Here is a 17,993-nt window from a genome sequence, read left to right on the forward strand (position 1 = left end):
GCCCTTTTTTAGGCTGTGAACAAATCATTTACTTCAATTTGCCTAGTTGCTCTACGTTCCGGCGCGTGTCCAAACGAGTTTCCTGAGCCAGCTCCATCGATTTTTGAGCGGCTCTTTGTGCATCATTACTCTTTCCACCCCGTCGGTACGCTTCCGCTAGTTCGTAGTATAGGTCAGCTTGTTCCTTGGGCTCCGGTTTCAGCGAAAGAGCTTTGTTAAGCCATTTGGCAACGGTCGGAGCCGCTATCGCATCCGGGCTATTGCGGTTGAAAAGTCGCGAAATATAGAGGTACTCCAAAACCGACAACTGATTGGCATTTGCATGATTGTCCATCCGCTCAACGGCTTTAGCCGTCTGATGATTCCGGAGATAGGCGTTCACTTCGGGCAGCAACGTCCGGTTATTAGCCACCTTTGTACTAATACCAATCTTAATTAGCCCCTGACGGATTTCCTGAATTTTGGTTATAGGATAACGTATGCCACGCCCACTGTACAATGATGACATCAGTATATTCTCAGCAACCTGTTGAGTGGCTTCTGCTCCGTAAGCTTTACGGTAAGCATCCAGATGATCTATCATGTATTGAAACATAGGATTTTCGTAATCCAATATAAGTTTTTCCAGCGCGAGCCAGTTCGTTTGGTTGGTATACGTAGCTGGAGATACCCTTTTGGCGTAATCGTTCATTGCCGTAATGTTGGCAGCTGTGTCTTTTGTAATCCGACAATACATACCATAATCAATCAGGAAGTTGGGAGAACGCTCTCCCTGCTGATAACGTAACGTCATTGTCTGACTACGCACTTTCGGATTAAGCGCATTCGTACCATGGCGAATCACTTCATCTGTTGAGTTATTACTCATGGCGAAATGAATCAGATTCTGTTGCGGATCAAAATAGAGAAACAGCGGTAACGAAGGAATAAATAGCCGGTATCGGTCTAAAAAACTTTTAGTAGACGGCTGAGCGAAATCCAGTTTCGTATTAATGAATTTCGCATTATAAAACTTCCCCACTCTACTGTCAGCCAGCGTTGGCACAAAGCTCTGGCAGACGTGACAGGAAGGTGAATAAATTTCAACAAATACGGGTTTTCCAACTCGTCGGGCTTCCTGAAATACAGCATCCAGTGGAGTCTGACGGAACTGTATGCCCCCGCCCGTTTGAGCGAATACACTATTGACTATCAGGATCAGAAAAAGAATTTTTTTCATAGACATCGAATCTCATTGAGCAACGTAACAGCCTACTAACGTATCAAAGGTTAGCAATACTAAGGTCATTGTTGTTTTTCCTGTTGCCTGATTTCTTCTTCGAGTCGTTTACTAAGCGTGCGGCAGGTATTTTCGATATCGTTAGCCATACGCTGATCACCCGTTGCATTAAGGGCCGTATCGGCAATACCACTCATGATTTCGATCAGGAAGCGTTTCATATCCACCACTTCCATATCTTTTGTCCAGAGGTCAATTTTAAGGGTACTATTGTGGTAATGATCCCAAAGCGCTATCGCAATTGCCCGAGTGTCGCTTAGCCCTTCGTTTGGGTTGTCGGTAGCTTCCCAATAAATTTTTTCAGGAATATTCTGGTTGTCTAGTTCAACCGAAAAATGAATGTCTGATTTTTTCATAAATACAAAAATACGTAATACGGCTGGAAACCCGTATGATTGATCCCAAACCCGAAGGATGAAACGACTTGTTTTGTCAATATTATCCGGACGCTACAGGTTTCTAATGTACTTCTGACCGCCCAGATAGCGCATCTGCCGGGCTATCTGGCGTGTCCGACGCTGAATGTAGCTGGATGGATTGCTAATTGAAAATTGCCGTGGATTAGGCAATACAGCCGCAATCCGGGCTGCTTCGTTACGTGAAAGTGTTTCGGCCGAATGGTTGTAGTACCGTTGCGATGCTGCTTCGACCCCAAACGTCATGGGTCCCATTTCGGCTACGTTCAGATACACCTCCAGAATTCGCTTTTTTCCCCAGATTAATTCAATCAGAACGGTAAAATAAACTTCTAACCCTTTTCGAATATAGCTGCGTCCGGTCCAGAGAAATACGTTCTTGGCTACCTGCTGCGAAATAGTACTGGCTCCGCGCGGGCGTTCCCGTTTCTCATTTTCTTTGATAGCGTCCTGAATTTCGTCGAAATCGAAGCCCCAGTGTGTTGGAAAAGCCTGGTCTTCAGAAGCAACTACAGCAAGGGCTACTTCTTTGCTTATGTTATCGTACGAGCGCCATTTTTTGTAAACATGACTGCTCTCATCAGTCCCAAACGTATCAACCCAACGGGACACAACCAGCGGAGTTACCCACACAGGTACGTATTTCAGAATTATTACGTAGCCCAGCGAACCGAAAAATAACCAGAGGAAAACCTTGATAGCCACTCGATATGCCCGCTCCAGCATGGGATACTGCCGAATAAACCGGCGCGTTTTACCCAGCCGTGACGCTTTTTCTCTATGGGCCGAAGCCCGGGTTTGTCCTAGCCTGCGCTCAATTTTTGGCTCCTGTTGCGTCGATGCATTAGCCGCTTTCGGACGGGGTTGCTGGGGCATGTTGCGAAATGTGTTGCCAGGACGTTGCGGACTCATAAGCTAAAACTGTTCCGCGAAAATAATTGTAAAGCGGACGTAAACCCGCATTTAAGCCAGGCCAACTTTAAATCTTTTACGAATCAAAGCGAACCCACGTAGCGTCAGCCTTTCTTCTCTGCTATTCCTCTACAAACAACGTAGCAGCTACCCGGTCGGCAAAAAGTTTTCCTGCTTCGGACAACCGTAGCCGATCACCATCATTTACCAGCCAGCCCGATGCATACATCGCTGACAGGTCGTGTGCCTGCGCATCCACAAAATTACGGCCAAGCAGCTTGTTCAGTTCAGCAAGTGAGCATCCCCATTTGGTCCGTAACCCTGTTAACAAATACTCATTTACCTGGTCAGCAACGGTTAGCTCCTCTATGGTAGCTGGCAACTTACCTTGCCGAATATCAGCGATATAACGCGCATTGCTGGCAATATTGTATTGTCTCGAATCTCCATTGTAGGAATGGGCACTTGGCCCTACACCAAGGTAAGATTTCCGTTGCCAGTAAGCCGTATTATGCAGGGCGTATTGGCCTGGCTTGGCAAAGTTTGAGATTTCGTAGTGCTCGTAACCGGAATTCGTGAGCGTGTTCGTCAGTTCTTCAAACTGTTCTGCAGCGATGGTCTCGTCCGCAGGAGGCAGTTTGCCTTTTTGCTGCCATCGCCCAAAAGCCGTGTCCGGTTCAATAGTTAGTGCGTAGGCTGATACGTGTGGTACGTCGAGCGCCAGGATACTTTCAAGGTCATTCTTCCAGTACGCTTGATCACGATTAGGAATACCGTAAATTAAATCGACACTAATATTGTCGAAGCCCGATTCGCGTGCCGACTGTACACACCGCTCTGCTTCAGTAGCGGTATGTGCACGGTTCATCCACTGAAGCGTTGTTTCGTCGAAGGTTTGGATTCCGATACTTAATCGATTAACGTAGCGTCGCAGAATTTGCAGCTTCTCCGTCGACAGGTCGTCAGGATTTGCCTCGAGCGTAATTTCGGCTGTAGGCAACACCACATAATTATCGTTAATCGCAGCAAAAATTTGCGCTAATTCTGTCTCGGTTAATAGCGATGGCGTTCCTCCACCCAGGTAGATGGTTTCTAACCGCTTATCGGGCAAATAATCTTTTTGCAGGCGAATTTCAGCACAGAGCGCATCAACTAGAGCTGGCTTTTGGTTTAGGCTTGTACTGAAGTGGAAGTCGCAGTAATGACAGGCCTGCTTACAAAACGGTATGTGCAGATAAAGATGCATCTACCCTATTGACAATAAACGCTGGCGATGGGTTCATTGGAAGGCGTAAGCAAAAAACAGAGGCTACTGGCGAGAAGAAAAAGCAGTAACTCAATCAATACCGATTATCGATCGGGACATTTTTTACAGCGTTTCCCTTTTTTGTACTTTTTGCAGCACTTTTTCAGCACGCATTCATGACTCAAAAAAGGATTGGTCTGAATGATTGGCTTATCCTCATTCAGAAGCTCACCCATCTCAAAAGTGGCACTTTCAACAGTCATTCGCTCAAAGGTCGTTTACTAGTGCAAAGCTACGCTTGTTTAGATCGATTACAAATAAATACGGATTAAAAAATTTACTCATTCCTATTTTAACGATTACCTACATTTTAAATATTGCAGCATTCCTAAAATGATAAATGCCATAACCGAGATCATGGCATTCACCAGATGTTTTTGCAAGAAATTCAAAGACTTGTCAGGGATTGATTTCGCCGGTTAAGTATAGCTGCACCTGACCCGAAATATCAACCCGGGCCGGGTTAGTCCCATCGTCGTTAAGTTTACAGCGCAAATACCCTCCCCGCTTCGATAGTTGCCGAGCGGTGAGTTCCTTTTTTCCAAGCTTTTCAGCCCAGTAAGGTACCAACGTAGTATGAGCGGATCCGGTAACAGGGTCTTCATCAATTCCGGTCTGTGGTCCAAAAAATCTGGATACAAAGTCCACGCCCTGGCCCGAGTCGTCCGAACGCCCGGGCGCGGTTACGATAACCCCACGTGCCGGAACTGTACTCATTTCCCGCAGATCGGGCTGTAGTGATTCAATTTGCTCCTGCGTTTCGTAGATTAACATGTAGTCGGTTTTTCCCTTATATACCGCCAGGGGTTTCTCACGTAAACTGGTAATCAACGCAGGCGGCTGTAGATTGGCTTTCTGGACCGTATCAACCGGAAAATCGAGCGTTAACCATCCGTTTTCTCCCCGACAAACTTTCAACTGGCCACTGCGGGAGTTGAAAAAAATCTGATCCCCCAACTCTTCTTCACTCCCTTTTTCCAGAAAAAAGACCACATAACCCGCAGCTAACGTAGCATGACCACATAAATCGACTTCGACGGTGGGCGTAAACCAGCGGATATGATAATTCGCTTCTCCCTCTGTTTTTACGTAAAAAGCCGTTTCGGCAAGGTTATTTTCGGAGGCTATCAACTGCATCTGTTCATCGGGCAGCCATTCGCTTAATGGAACAACAGCCGCCGGATTACCCGCAAATAACCGATCAGTAAAGGCATCGAGTTGGTAAATACGCATGATCAATAAAGTATCATTTGGTTTAGGAATAGCATTCTTTTGTTTGGAGAGCCTCGAACGTATCAGATGAAAACGCTGTCAGAGCGGGTAATTTTACACTGGCAATCTCAAATTTAGGATCATCGTATTCAAAAGCACCCGGAACAGCCACCGTTCGCATACCAGCAGCATGCGCCGATTTCAGCCCGTTCCCTGAATCCTCGAAAGCCAGGCAGTTGGCTGGCAGTATGTTTAGTTTACGAGCCGTTCCCAGGTATACATCGGGAGCAGGTTTATTCCGGGCTTCGAGCGTAGCTGAATGCCAGAGAGTCAACGAATCACCGATGCCGAGTCGCTTAACAACAACCTCAATCAAACTCATCGGTGAAGCAGAAGCAATGGCGGTTGGAATACCTCGGCTGACAAAGAAATTTAACGTATCAATAGCGCCTGGCATTGGTTCAGCCAAATGCGCAATCCGTTCATGAACCCCTTCGGTAATCGCGTCGGCCAGTGCTTCGTGACTCCGCCCACCTGCGGCCTCTGATGACCAGGGCGCTCGAACGAACCAGTAACGAACAACGTCCAGTATCGGCAAACCCGTTGTTTGTTTGCATTGCTCATCGGTCAGATATAACCCAACTGTATCGAAAACTTCCCGTTCCATAATCCGCCAGTGAGGTTCAGAATCCACCAGCAGCCCATCCATATCAAATATTGCAGCGTGTATCAAAAGAAAAATAATTAATTATTAACAGGTTAGTGAGTGAAGATGCAGGCCCGGATTGAAAGCAAACTGACCAGATCACTACCTTTTTTATACATCAGCCTGACGAAATGGCTTTACGTCAATTTTATTCCAGACGCCCTGAATAATGTACGGATCTGTCTGTAAATAAGTCTGCAACTGTTCGTCCGTCTCCATATCCAGTACTAGCATTGAACCGATCATTTTTTCATTGGGGTCAAGCAGAGCTCCTCCGAGAATAAACTGACCGGCTGCTTTCAGTTGACGGATGTACTCGAAGTGATCGGGCCGAGCTTGCATGCGACGGTCGAGCGCGTCGGCATCAGTATAGTCGTAAGCATGTATAACGTAACGCATGAAGCAGTGCTATTTCGTCTGGCAATTTACCATCTTTCATTAACATAACCGTAATAAGCAGCCTGACAAGTTCGTACGTCAGTGTTAAGTAATCCTGTTATTATACTATAGGCGGGTTTTTAGTTGTCAACTCATTGTCGATTTATGGCCTGATTAGGCTACGTTCGGATTTGGCATAAAAAAACGTCCCGAAACGTAAATCTGGGACGTAGTATCTATTTATAGTTCAGGACTATTTTTCAGTAAAACAGTCCCCAATCATCGGGGGCATCATTGTCTTTGTCAAAGCTATTGACCCATTCCACAAAGAGCAGCCGAAACTGTTCGATTTCATCACGCAATACGTTCAGATAAGCAGGTGTGGCCAGTTTTTCGGCTTTGCAATAAGAAGTTTGCGCTAATAGCTCACGGGCGTGCATTTTGATGATAACGGCGTTTTCCATCCGTAGGGTATACAGATCTCCTCCCTCAGCTCCTACAATCTTAGGGGCCAGCATCATCGCGTTCGCCAGCATTTGTTCGTGCATCATCAACACGTCATCTTCCTTATTGATGGTTTCCACAATTGCCTGTGTCAGCTCCATCAACTCATTCGCCTTTCGGAGGATGGGAAGGTTCTTAATACGCCGGTTTTCAGCCTCCATTTCGGCACGAGCTTCTTCGGGATCATAGTCCTCGTCGAAACCATCCCAGTCCATAAAGCTATCGTCGTCGTCTTCGTCGTCAAAGTTCATCGCAAAATGGGCAGAGGGGTTGAATACCATCTGGTTGCCAAAGTAACACAAACCATTGCCAAAAACAAACCATTTTCAGCGAAAAGTACCTTCTTTCGTTATAGAATTTACAGAACAAACCTACATATCATATGTTACGTTACTTTGTTGTGCCCGTTTCTTATATAAGAACTGATAACCAGCCTTTTTCCAGGTAAAAAATGGTTATCTCCGAATCGTCTGCTGGAAGTATCTATGCCTAGATTATGTTTGTTTTTGCTCTTTACTGCATGCACAGGAATTACTTGGGCTGTAGCCCAAATTGACGTTACGTATCCGGTTAGCCGGATGGTGATTCAGCGAAATAACACCAATTCAGCTACCGTTCAGATTGCGGGTAGCTACGCCCAACCACTCGACGTAGTTGAAGCCCGGTTTGTTGTCCGAACAATTGGACAGGGCACCACCACTGCCTGGACAACCCTTCAAAATAAGCCGATAAACGGTCAGTTTAATGGAACCATCAATGTACGTGGTGGTTGGTACAGGATTGAGGTTCGCGGCCTGCGTAACGGGCGGCTCGTAGCAACCGATTCAGTCGACCGGTTTGGTGTAGGCGAGGTATTTGCCATTGTAGGACACTCCAATGCACAGGGCTCCGGCTGTGTAATAAATGGCGTTGATGAGTGCCCAACCATGCCGGGAGCTACTGACGATCGTGTGAACGTAGTGGCTCTTGATCAGAGTTCAACGGATTTTCAGCAGTACCTTACTACGGCCGATACCCGTCATCTGCCAGACTTAGTTTTCAGCCAGTTACAGACATTTAGTGGAATGGCTCCTTTTGCAAAAATGGCCTGGTTCTGGGGGCGCATGGGCGACGTACTGGTGCAACGTATTAATGTACCGGTGCTCATTTATAACGCGGGGTTTGGTGGCAGCAACATGGAACAGACTTACAAAGCCGCGTACGACATCCCCTTCACGCACAACTTTATCCCGTATCGTTTACGGATGCCTTTTGCCAACCTACGGAATCTGATGAATCTGTACGTACCATCAACTGGCATCCGGGCCATTCTACTAAACCACGGCGAAAATGACCGGGAAAACCCTGTAGATCAGATACTGACTCATCACTATGGTGTTATTGACAAAGCCCGTCAGGAGTTTAACAAACCTGATCTGGCCTGGATCATTGCCCTTTCTTCGTTTGCAGGAAAACCCTTCGAAAATGTCCGGTCTGCTCAACAACAGGTTATTCATCGAGTTGGATATGATACGTTCCAGGGCCCCGATCTTGACAGTATTATGTCTACTGCCGATCGGCCTGACGGCATACATTATTCACCGCTGGGACAGGCTAAAGCCGGAGAACGCTGGGCCAATGCAATTACAGATGAACTCCTCAAGGCAATTACTCCCTACGAAGCCCAGCTTCAGCCTTTGATAACTATAGCCTGCGCCACGAACAATCAGCTTCAGCTAATACAGCCTCCTGGCGCCGACTACAGCTGGAATACAGGCGGCAGCAGCCAGAAGCTTACGGTCGGCACGGGTACATATTCTGCTAGATTACGGTCCGGCACAAGTCAGATTTTTTTCCCACCATCCGTCACGATCGCGAATGAAAAACCTTTTATAGAGAGCGTTCAAGCCGGCTCCTCTTCCAGCGATCGTACGTTACCTGGAATAGCTACATTCCAGGTAAAAAACAGTGTATATAGCTGTTTTACAGACCTGTTATTACCTTATTAAATCAATTCTCCTGTGTTTCACGATCGCATGTTCTATCTAATTCGTATGGTTTTAAAGAATTACCAATTTGCGGGATTTTTTGAGAAAACAAGGTAGCAAGTCAAACAAAAATGGAGCCAACCTGTATATTTGTTGGGTTTACTATCGGGGAAGTTGCTCCCGATTTTGCCCACTTATCGAATGACGTATTGTTTAGGAATTAAGGTTGCTTCGGGCCTGGTTGCCATTGCCGACAGACGCTTGACCTCCGGTACTGAAGTCTCTTCGAACCGTAAAATTTCGGTTCACGAAGTTGAGAATCACTCGCTATTTATTATGACATCCGGTCTACGTTCTGTGCGCGATAAAGCCATTACGTACTTCAAAGAAGTTATCTCAGAGCGAGATCGATCTTTCAATAAATTGTATAAAGCCGTCAACGCGTTTGGTGAACAGGTGAAACGTGTAGCGCAGGAAGACAAGGCTTCGATTATTGCCAGTGGATTAAATTTCAATCTGAATGCCATTGTGGGTGGTCAGTTGGAAGACGACGAGGAGCACAAACTTTTTATGCTTTATCCGGAAGGGAACTGGGTGGAAGTTGATCAGGGTTCACCTTTCAAAATCATTGGCAATTCCGGATACGGAAAACCGCTCCTGTTTCGAAACTTGTCTTACGAAACGAGTTTGCCCGATGCTTTAAAGATTGGGTTTCTGGCCTTCGATGCCACGCGAGTCAGCGCCAATGATGTGGATTATCCATTAGATGTCGTCATCTACCCAAAAGACAGTTTCCATATGACGGAATATCGACTTGAAAAAGAAGATATGGATGAGATATCCCATCAGTGGAGTGCCTTGCTTAGCAATTCAGTCCGAAAGGTACCGTCTTACTGGATGGACCCTATTTTTGAGAAAGTTCGCTCAGTCAAATTATAAATGCGAAACGATGAGTAATAAGTGATTTTAGCTGCTCATATTTAGTATTCATCGTTTATCACTCCATATGCATCTCCACGTCCGGCACGAATCCGAATACAGTTACGATGTTCCTGTCGCACTTGGCCCCCAAACGCTTTACCTGTACCCTCGCACCTATCCTTACCAGCGTCTGCTGAACTATGAATTGATCATAGACCCGAAACCCGCCCGAATTGTCCGAAATATTGATATCGAAGGAAACGTTCAGCAACTGGTTTACATCAACAGCCCTACAGATCATTTGCGCGTAACCGCCGAAATAGAGCTTCAGTCAGATGAGTTTAATTCGTTCGACTTTGTTTTGTTTCCGTTCGAAGCTCAACACATACCGTTCCGATACCCGCAGGCAGAGCAGGACCTTCTTCAGCCTTATCTGGCTCGTGTTGGCGTATCAGAACGTGTTGAGAGCTGGGCCCGGCAAATCGCAACTGAAGCCAGTTGGCAGACTACGGGTTTTCTGATGATTCTGAACCAGACAATCCAGAAGTTCACCTACGAAATTCGCGAAAGCGGTGCTCCATTTCCACCCGAGCAAACCCTGACGTTACGTCGAGGCTCCTGCCGAGACTATACAACCTTATTTATAGCGGCCTGTCGGAGCCTGGGTATAGCAGCCCGTTTTGTAAGCGGCTATCTGTTCGGAAATCCACAACAAGAACATCAGCTCCACGCCTGGGTGGAGGTCTACCTGCCGGGAGCGGGATGGCGCGGCTTTGATCCCACTGAAGGTTCTGTTGTAGTCAATCGGCACATTTTTCTAACATCGACGGCTAAGCCAGAGCTGGCCGCGCCGATCAGCGGTACGTTTATGGGAAAGGCAAACTCCACACTACGGTCAGAATTAACGTTTATCTGAAAATCAGCCGTTTGACATTATAACATCCCTGCTTATTAAAAAGGAACGTAGCTAATTATTGATTGGCAACTATCGGCAAATGACTAATGCCTATCTTTGCGTACTAATTGAGAATACTTACCTGACCCATTACAGTGGCATTAATTAAGTCTATTTCCGGAATTAGAGGAACGATTGGCGGGCGCAGTGGAGACGGACTGACGCCTTTGGACGTAGTAAAGTTTACGGCAGCGTTCGGACAGTGGCTGAAACAACGTAACCCTGACCGGCAAACCGTTGTCATCGGGCGTGACGGACGACTATCCGGCGATATGGTTTCGAAACTGGTCGCTGCTACGTTGCAGGGGCTGGGTCTGAGCGTTGTCGATCTGCGTTTATCAACTACGCCAACTGTTGAGCTAGCTGTACCAGGCGAAGAGGCTGCGGGAGGTATCATCATTACCGCCAGCCACAATCCCATTCAGTGGAATGCGCTAAAACTTCTTAACGAAAAGGGCGAATTTATTTCTGAAGAAGATGGCGCTGAAGTATTAGCCATTGCCGAAGCCGAATCGTTTGATTTTGCCGAAGTTCGTAAATTAGGTCAGTACCGCGCCGATACGAACTGGCTGCAAAAACACATTAGTCAGATTCTCGCCTTACCCTTAGTCGATAAGGATGCGATTGCGGCCCGTAATTTCCGAATTGTTATAGATGCCGTCAACTCAACCGGTGGGCTTGCCGTACCAATGTTACTGGAAGCGTTGGGCGTTGAGCAGATGACAAAACTTCACTGCGAGCCAACAGGCCAGTTTGCCCATAACCCGGAGCCGCTTCCCGAAAATCTGCGTGACATCATCAAAGAGATGACCAAGGGGAATGCTGATCTTGGTATTGTGGTAGACCCCGACGTAGACCGGCTGGCGCTGATTTGTGAAGACGGCTCTCCCTTTGGCGAGGAATATACGCTTGTGTCGGTTGCTGACTACGTACTGAAAAGTCGGGTAGCTAATGGCGAGCCAGCAGGCAACACCGTCTCGAATATGTCGAGTACAGTGGCCCTGCGCGACGTAACCCGAAAATACGGCGGCCAGCATTTTGCTTCGGCCGTAGGCGAAGTCAACGTAGTGACCATGATGAAAGAGAATGAGGCTGTTATTGGCGGAGAAGGCAATGGCGGGATCATTTATCCTGATTTGCACTACGGTCGTGATGCGCTGGTTGGTATTGCGCTGTTTTTAAGCCACTTGGCTAAGTTTGGCAAATCAGCATCCATGCTACGTCGGACGTACCCAAACTATTATATTTCCAAGAACAAAATTGAGCTGACCCCCGATATCGACGTTGATGCGGTACTGGATCGAATTCAGGCCAAGTACGCCCGCAATCCAATCAATACGACTGACGGTGTTAAAATCGAATTCGACAAAGAATGGGTCCACCTGCGCAAATCGAATACCGAGCCAATCATACGTATCTACTCGGAATCTGATACGCTGGCCACGGCCGATCATCTTGCTCGCAAAATCATTAGTGATATTCGGGAAGTCATTGCTGAAAATCGGTAAACAGGCAAAGAGCAGGGGTTGCAGGGCCGACCAGGAATTATTCCCTGCTTTGTGCCAGCCCTGCAACCCCTGCGTCCTATGCTATTTTACCGATTCGTGGACGTAGTATTTAACGTATCGTCGTCATAATCGGTCCGGTTTGTTGTTATGACCGGATCGGTTGTTGTACTGGTAGCACCCAGATTTTCTACTTCTACATCAGTGCTACGAACCGTATCGCGAATAGTTTCAACGCGTTCGTTGACTTCTTTACCAATCGAAATCTCCTCTACAACATTGGCGGTCTTTGAAACTACCGGTACTTCGGCATGTTCAGTCAATTCAATCTGGCCTTCCTGAAAAGCAGTTAAATCGGCGTCCGTAGCCGGACGATTGACGGGAGTGCGCTGAACCGTAACCCGCTCTTCACGCAGACGCAAACTTTCTTCTACGGGTCGCTCAATAATCCGACTACGTACCCGAACACCACCCGTTTCGACTTCGCGCTTGCCAACTTCCAGATTCTCCTCAATTACCTTAATGGTTTGGTCAGCATCGGATGTCAAACCGCGGTTGGTTGTATCCGTATCAACGTAAGCAGTGCCGCTTCCACTGATCGTATCGGTACCAGTCGTTGCTGTACTACCGTAACCATACTGCGCAGCCCGTTCGTCAATGTCAACGGCTCCGCTGTCGTCAAGAATATCGGCTGCTTGCTCCGCTTCATCAGTGGATTGGGCATGGACCGTTACGATTGAACCACGACGGCCAACTTCAGTGTGCCTTCTGTAGTTGTTGTCGTCATCATCATCTCCCCCAAACAACGATTTAAAGAAACCGCCAATGCCGTCATCTGAATCACGGGTAGTATCCACTACGTCGTCGGTTCTGGTAGTGCCCGTGTTTTGATACGTATCCGAAGAACTGCCTGAATTAGCGACAGACAAATCGATATTATTACGTGAAAAACCGGCGTTAACTAATTGATCTACGGCTTGCTGCGCTTCACTTGCGCTGTCAAAAATGCCAACTACTGTTTGCTGTGCCATTACACTTACTGGTTTGAACGTTGAGAATTTTGTTTAATTAATTTATAACGAGGACCCCTTCAGGTCGAACGTTCATGGTCAGGATCGCTTCGCTCTACGATCACTTCTTCTTTACGGAGAGTAACTTCCTGAGTTTCCTGATCGGTGATGTGTCGTTTAGTTACGTGTACTTCTTCGACCAGCAAGAGTCGCTTTTCAGTTACTAACACTTCACGTAATACCGGAATAATCATTGTCTCTCCCTCATAGCGAACCGCCGGTGCCGCATCAACGTATTGATAAACAGCTACGTGTTCAACCGTCACTTCTTCCCGAAAAACCGGTATGTCAACGGTCTGGGCTTCTTCAAAGACCTGTTTAGCGATACGAACGGTTCCAGTCTCAATAATCTGTTTATCAATCTGAATTTGCTCTTCAATCACGGGAATGACTATCGTTCCTGAATCAAGTGCTGAGATCGCTGGCACTGATTCCTTATTTCGACTCATTTGATCGGGCCCGTTGCTCATTAGTTCAATACTTAATCAGAACAATACCTGTTCTGTGTGTTGTTTATTGTAAGCAATGATTCACCCTATTTGTTCTATAAATTTTATAGAAATTATTTTAGATTTTCTTAACTCTATGTTAATCAACTCATCTTCATTAGCGTAACGTTGCTTCTACGTAGTGCCCACGCACAACCCCTACCCTGTGGAATAAAATCCCCATATATATCTGCCTAAACCGTAGGCAACGATTACGTTTAATGAATAAACAACTAAAAATCAGACCTATAGATGTATTACTTTTTTCTGGCATACTTTTTAAAGCGAATAGGTAGTCATACAATAACTCAAAAAGAAATAAGACAATGAGCTTTCTAAGAGGAGTATTAGCAGGATTAGCTATCGGTTACCTGACAGCACCACGTAGCGGCAAAGAAACCCGTGAAAAATTAACGAAAACCGTCGACGAATTACAGAGTCAATGGGAAGAAGGTGTCGATCAAGTGAAATCACAAGTTGATCGACTGGTTGGTAACGCACAGGCAAAAGCTGATCAATACAAAGACCAGGCTGAGAATAAGTTCGATCAGTACAAGAACAAAGCTGAGAACAAACTTGATCAGTTCCAGGGGGAAGCAAGCTATAAAAAGAATCAGGCAAAAGCTGATTTCAACAACAAAGTTGATGACGCAGCTGACGCGACGAAATCAGGCATAGATAACGTAGAAGACGCTCTGAAGTTGAACTAGTTATTTTCTGCTTTCATATTTATCAGGCCCCAGCCCAACGGTTGGGGCCTTGTTGTTTTGGCTGTAGGTGACCGTTCACTCAATAATTTACCAGCGGTGTTTATTATCTGTTCTTTTTTCCGACTAACGCACTGAACGAAGCACGCATCGGAATGGCAAACGTAGCAATACCTATTTTGGTCCATTTGTAAGCTTGATTTTCAGCGCGTTTTATCAACCGTAAACCCTTTATATCATGGAAAAAGAACTGGAATTTATGCGTCAGAATCACTCGGATATTCTGAAGAACGAGCCACCTTACATAGCGGTGCGTTTTTCGCCTGAGGTAAAACTGAACTACACCGATGACGCTATCAATCAGTTGACTGAGCGACAGTTCGAACCAATCAGACGACTGAAAGCTAAATTCCCGGACCTCCGTATGTCCCGGCTCTATCAGGCGGTATCAGCCGACAAATTGCAGGAGATGATCAGACAGGCCCAGGCTACTGACGAGACGTATCGCCCGGGTCCATTTTTCAATTACTTCAAGGTTGAGTATGACGATCCTGCCAAACTGCCGGCCATTGCTAAAGAGTTGAAACGATGGCCGGAAGTGGCACAGGTGGAGATTTATGTTCCTGCTCCTTCACCATTTGTCAATGCAGCCAATGATCCTAGAGCCACTAATCAGACTTATCTGGACGTAGCACCGGGCGGCATTGATGCGCGCTACGCCTGGAACTTCGTAGGTGGCGATGGGCAGGGCCAACGCGTCATCGATATTGAACGTGGCTGGACGTTTAATCACGAAGATTTGGTTACGCATGGAGCCGTCAACCTCAACGGAACTATTCTGGACAGTTCTCGCAGTCATGGTACAGCCGTACTTGGCGAAATCTGCGCGGTCGACAATACCATTGGTTGCGTTGGCATTACACCCCATATAGCCAGCGTGCGGGGGTCTTCCTATTCGGGGAGTACGCAGCAGGATGCGATTCTGGTTGCCGTGGCGAACCTGTCGTTTGGTGATGTTATTCTGCTGGAAGCGCAAAATTGGGTGCCCGGTCTTTCCATGATGCTTGGGCCAATTGAAGTAACCGATGCAGTATATGAAGCCATTCGTCTGGCAACAGCGCTTGGTATTATTGTAGTTGAAGCAGGCGGCAACGGGACGAATAACGGTTCTACCCCCCCGTTTGCACTGGACAGCTACGTAACGCCGGGTGGCAATGCAATTTTTAATCCGGGTGGGGCCGGTTTCCGTGACTCAGGCGCAATCATTGTTAGTGCTGCTACGTCGGCGGCTCCGCATACACGGATGGCGTGGGCACCGCACGGACAACGTATCGACAATTACGCCTGGGGTCAAAATATCAACACGCTCGACTCCAACAGTAGCTCGGCAACAAACCTGTATCGCACCGATTTTAGCGGTACGTCCGGCGCATCGCCCATGATTACTGGCGCAGCTTTAGCTACCAATGGCATTGCTGAAGCCAGCCTGGGGTTCCGATTTGGGCCACGCCAGATGCGCGCGCTGTTACGTAATCCAGCCACCGGCACAGCCCCGGCAGCGACCGAAGCGACCCAAATCAGCGTGATGCCGAACCTGCGCCAAATCATTGATAATTTACTCAATATCACCCCTGACGTATATGTCCGTGATTTTGTAGGTGATACGGGCAATCCTCATTCGGGCGCCATTTCGGCTAGCCCCGATGTTATTGTTCGCCCAGCCGCTGTGGCGGATCCACAAGCCAGCTTTGGCGAAGGAAGTGGCACCGAAAATAACACCTCACTCGGAAGCAGCGTAGTGGCTTCAACCGACCATTTTATTTATGTTCGAATGCGCAACCGGGGCGGTTCAGCGGCCACCAACGTGCAGGCAACCGTATTCTGGTCGCCCCCGGCTTCGCTCGTAACCCCTGATTTATGGACGCTGGCCGGATCAACTACGCTGGCCAACGTACCTAACGGCAATCAGCTAACAGTATCCAACGCCATAACCTGGCCAGCTGCTAACGTACCGCCCGTTGGTCACTACTGCTTCGTTGGTATTATCGGAAATGCGCTCGACCCCGCCCCCGACCCGGCCGATTTTAATAACTGGGATAACTTTCAGCTCTACATACGTAACAACAATAACGTAACGTGGCGTAATTTCAATGTCGTCAGCGCCGAGCCAGGCCCTAATTCGTCCATGGATGGATTTGTAGAACTTCCTTTCCTACTGGTGGGCGCACCCGATAAAGCCAGGGCGTTTGATATTGCCATTGATGGAAAACTACCGGAAGGCGCAAAACTGCTTTTTCAGATGCCCGTTGATTTTTTCCGCCAGGCAAGCCAGTTTCTGCCCAAAGCGGAGCTTATTAATAGAAATGAAGCGCTAGCGTATTTAAACCCATTCCAGCTCACAATGCTGAAGGGCATGAAATTGCCAGCGAAGTATCGGGGAAAATGCCGACTCTATCTGCATATTCCAAAGCCTTTGCGCAAACGTCCCTTTCAGGTAGTGCTTCGACAATTTTATCGCAACCTGCAGGTGGGTGGACTTACCTGGCAAACAGGTGCCAAATAGGTATAGTCAGAAACACAGAAGCCAGCACTAGTAGTGCTGGCTTCTGTGTTTCTATTTTTTATTCCCACTCAATGGTAGCAGGCGGTTTCGACGAAATATCGTAGACAACGCGGTTAACCCCTTTTACACGATTGATGATTTCGTTCGATACGTTGGCCAGAAACTCGTACGGTAAATGTGCCCAGTCGGCCGTCATGCCATCCACGCTCGTTACGGCACGTAGCGCCACAACGCGCTCATAGGTGCGTTCATCGCCCATTACGCCTACCGATTGCACGGGCAGCAACATGGCACCTGCCTGCCAAACTTTGTCGTACAAGCCCTCACGTTTCAATCCGTCGATGAACAGTGCATCTACTTCCTGTAGAATCTGAACTTTTTCAGGTGTAATATCGCCCAGAATCCGAATCGCCAGACCTGGTCCTGGAAACGGATGACGTCCCAGAATGGTATCAGGTAGTCCAAGCGTTTTACCAACCGCTCGTACTTCGTCTTTAAACAATGTATTGAGCGGTTCCACGACCTTCAATTTCATAAAGTCTGGTAATCCACCTACGTTATGGTGCGATTTGATGGTTGCTGACGGACCTTTTACCGATACTGACTCGATAACATCGGGATAGATGGTTCCCTGACCTAGCCACGCTACGTTATCGATCAGGTGAGCCTCGTGATCGAATACATCAATAAAGGTTTTACCGATAGCTTTCCGTTTCGCTTCGGGGTCGGTGAGGCCAGCCAAAGCAGTATAAAACTGTTCTTTCGTATCAACACCTTTTACGTTCAGCCCCAGCGTTTTGTAAGACTCCAGTACGCCCGCAAACTCATCTTTCCGTAGTACGCCATTGTCGACAAAAATGCAGTATAAATTTTTGCCAATTGCCTGGTGGATAAGCATCGCGGCAACCGACGAATCAACGCCACCTGACAACCCTAATACAACTTTATCATTGCCCAGTTTGTCTTTCAGTTTCGCTACGGTCGTCTCAACAAACGATTCGGCAGTCCAGTCCTGAGCGCAGCCACAGATATCGACGACAAAGTTGTGAAGCAGCGTTTTACCCTGTAGCGAATGTGTTACTTCAGGGTGAAACTGAATCCCAT

At 47.3% G+C, this 17,993-nt stretch carries 17 protein-coding genes; 6 read left to right on the forward strand and 11 right to left on the reverse strand.

The annotated features are described in order from the left end of the window. Positions 1-28: 28 nt before the first annotated feature. From ACOJS8_RS28145 to ACOJS8_RS28180, 8 genes are all read right to left on the reverse strand, one after another. Complete coding sequence (locus ACOJS8_RS28145) at positions 29-1,219, reverse strand: thioredoxin family protein (protein WP_420151889.1); 1,191 nt, start codon at positions 1,217-1,219, stop codon at positions 29-31. Positions 1,220-1,284: 65 nt separating this feature from the next. Continuing rightward, complete coding sequence (gldC, locus tag ACOJS8_RS28150) at positions 1,285-1,635, reverse strand: gliding motility protein GldC (protein ID WP_420151890.1); 351 nt, start codon at positions 1,633-1,635, stop codon at positions 1,285-1,287. Between the two features lie 93 nt (positions 1,636-1,728). Further along, positions 1,729-2,607 carry a monofunctional biosynthetic peptidoglycan transglycosylase gene (gene mtgA, locus ACOJS8_RS28155; RefSeq protein ID WP_420151891.1) on the reverse strand — a complete coding sequence of 293 codons (879 nt, stop codon included), beginning with the start codon at positions 2,605-2,607 and terminating at the stop codon, positions 1,729-1,731. Between the two features lie 121 nt (positions 2,608-2,728). Continuing rightward, positions 2,729-3,853 carry a radical SAM family heme chaperone HemW gene (gene hemW, locus ACOJS8_RS28160; protein ID WP_420151892.1) on the reverse strand — a complete coding sequence of 375 codons (1,125 nt, stop codon included), beginning with the start codon at positions 3,851-3,853 and terminating at the stop codon, positions 2,729-2,731. Between the two features lie 459 nt (positions 3,854-4,312). Then, on the reverse strand, positions 4,313-5,146 hold the full coding sequence (locus ACOJS8_RS28165) for a PhzF family phenazine biosynthesis protein (protein ID WP_420151893.1): 834 nt from the start codon (positions 5,144-5,146) through the stop codon (positions 4,313-4,315). Positions 5,147-5,168: 22 nt separating this feature from the next. Continuing rightward, on the reverse strand, positions 5,169-5,858 hold the full coding sequence (hxpB, locus tag ACOJS8_RS28170) for a hexitol phosphatase HxpB (protein WP_420151894.1): 690 nt from the start codon (positions 5,856-5,858) through the stop codon (positions 5,169-5,171). 84 nt (positions 5,859-5,942) lie between these two features. Continuing rightward, positions 5,943-6,230: a YciI family protein gene (locus tag ACOJS8_RS28175; protein WP_420151895.1), complete on the reverse strand. Its 288-nt coding sequence runs from the start codon at positions 6,228-6,230 to the stop codon at positions 5,943-5,945. Between the two features lie 239 nt (positions 6,231-6,469). After that, positions 6,470-6,964 (reverse strand): hypothetical protein, encoded by a 495-nt coding sequence (locus ACOJS8_RS28180; protein WP_420151896.1) that lies wholly within the window; start codon positions 6,962-6,964, stop codon positions 6,470-6,472. Between the two features lie 234 nt (positions 6,965-7,198). On the opposite strand from ACOJS8_RS28180, the gene ACOJS8_RS28185 reads away from it, so the two are divergent. The 4 genes from ACOJS8_RS28185 to glmM all read left to right on the forward strand — a co-directional run bounded on the left by ACOJS8_RS28185 (position 7,199) and on the right by glmM (position 12,064). Then, positions 7,199-8,701, forward strand: a complete 1,503-nt coding sequence (locus ACOJS8_RS28185; protein ID WP_420151897.1) for a sialate O-acetylesterase — start codon at positions 7,199-7,201, stop codon at positions 8,699-8,701. A 180-nt stretch (positions 8,702-8,881) separates the two neighbouring features. After that, complete coding sequence (locus ACOJS8_RS28190; protein WP_420151898.1) at positions 8,882-9,619, forward strand: peptidase; 738 nt, start codon at positions 8,882-8,884, stop codon at positions 9,617-9,619. 67 nt (positions 9,620-9,686) lie between these two features. Further along, positions 9,687-10,517: a transglutaminase family protein gene (locus tag ACOJS8_RS28195; protein WP_420151899.1), complete on the forward strand. Its 831-nt coding sequence runs from the start codon at positions 9,687-9,689 to the stop codon at positions 10,515-10,517. Between the two features lie 134 nt (positions 10,518-10,651). Continuing rightward, on the forward strand, positions 10,652-12,064 hold the full coding sequence (glmM, locus tag ACOJS8_RS28200; protein ID WP_420151900.1) for a phosphoglucosamine mutase: 1,413 nt from the start codon (positions 10,652-10,654) through the stop codon (positions 12,062-12,064). Positions 12,065-12,150: 86 nt separating this feature from the next. Here glmM and ACOJS8_RS28205 read toward each other — a convergent pair whose 3' ends face one another. Further along, positions 12,151-13,092, reverse strand: a complete 942-nt coding sequence (locus ACOJS8_RS28205) for a YsnF/AvaK domain-containing protein (RefSeq protein WP_420151901.1) — start codon at positions 13,090-13,092, stop codon at positions 12,151-12,153. A 59-nt stretch (positions 13,093-13,151) separates the two neighbouring features. Continuing rightward, positions 13,152-13,601 carry a YsnF/AvaK domain-containing protein gene (locus tag ACOJS8_RS28210; protein WP_420151902.1) on the reverse strand — a complete coding sequence of 150 codons (450 nt, stop codon included), beginning with the start codon at positions 13,599-13,601 and terminating at the stop codon, positions 13,152-13,154. Between the two features lie 344 nt (positions 13,602-13,945). Here ACOJS8_RS28210 and ACOJS8_RS28215 point away from each other — a divergent pair, with 344 nt between their 5' ends. Beyond that, on the forward strand, positions 13,946-14,329 hold the full coding sequence (locus ACOJS8_RS28215; protein ID WP_420151903.1) for a YtxH domain-containing protein: 384 nt from the start codon (positions 13,946-13,948) through the stop codon (positions 14,327-14,329). Positions 14,330-14,564: 235 nt separating this feature from the next. Then, positions 14,565-16,889, forward strand: coding sequence for a S8 family peptidase (locus ACOJS8_RS28220; protein WP_420151904.1), 2,325 nt, complete (start codon positions 14,565-14,567; stop codon positions 16,887-16,889). A gap of 58 nt (positions 16,890-16,947) precedes the next feature. Here the strand turns inward: ACOJS8_RS28220 and guaA are convergent. After that, on the reverse strand, positions 16,948-17,993 hold a 1,046-nt coding region (gene guaA, locus ACOJS8_RS28225), incomplete at its 5' end, for a glutamine-hydrolyzing GMP synthase (RefSeq protein ID WP_420151905.1).

It is taken from the genome of Spirosoma sp. (assembly GCF_048594605.1).
GTDB lineage: Bacteria > Bacteroidota > Bacteroidia > Cytophagales > Spirosomataceae > Spirosoma.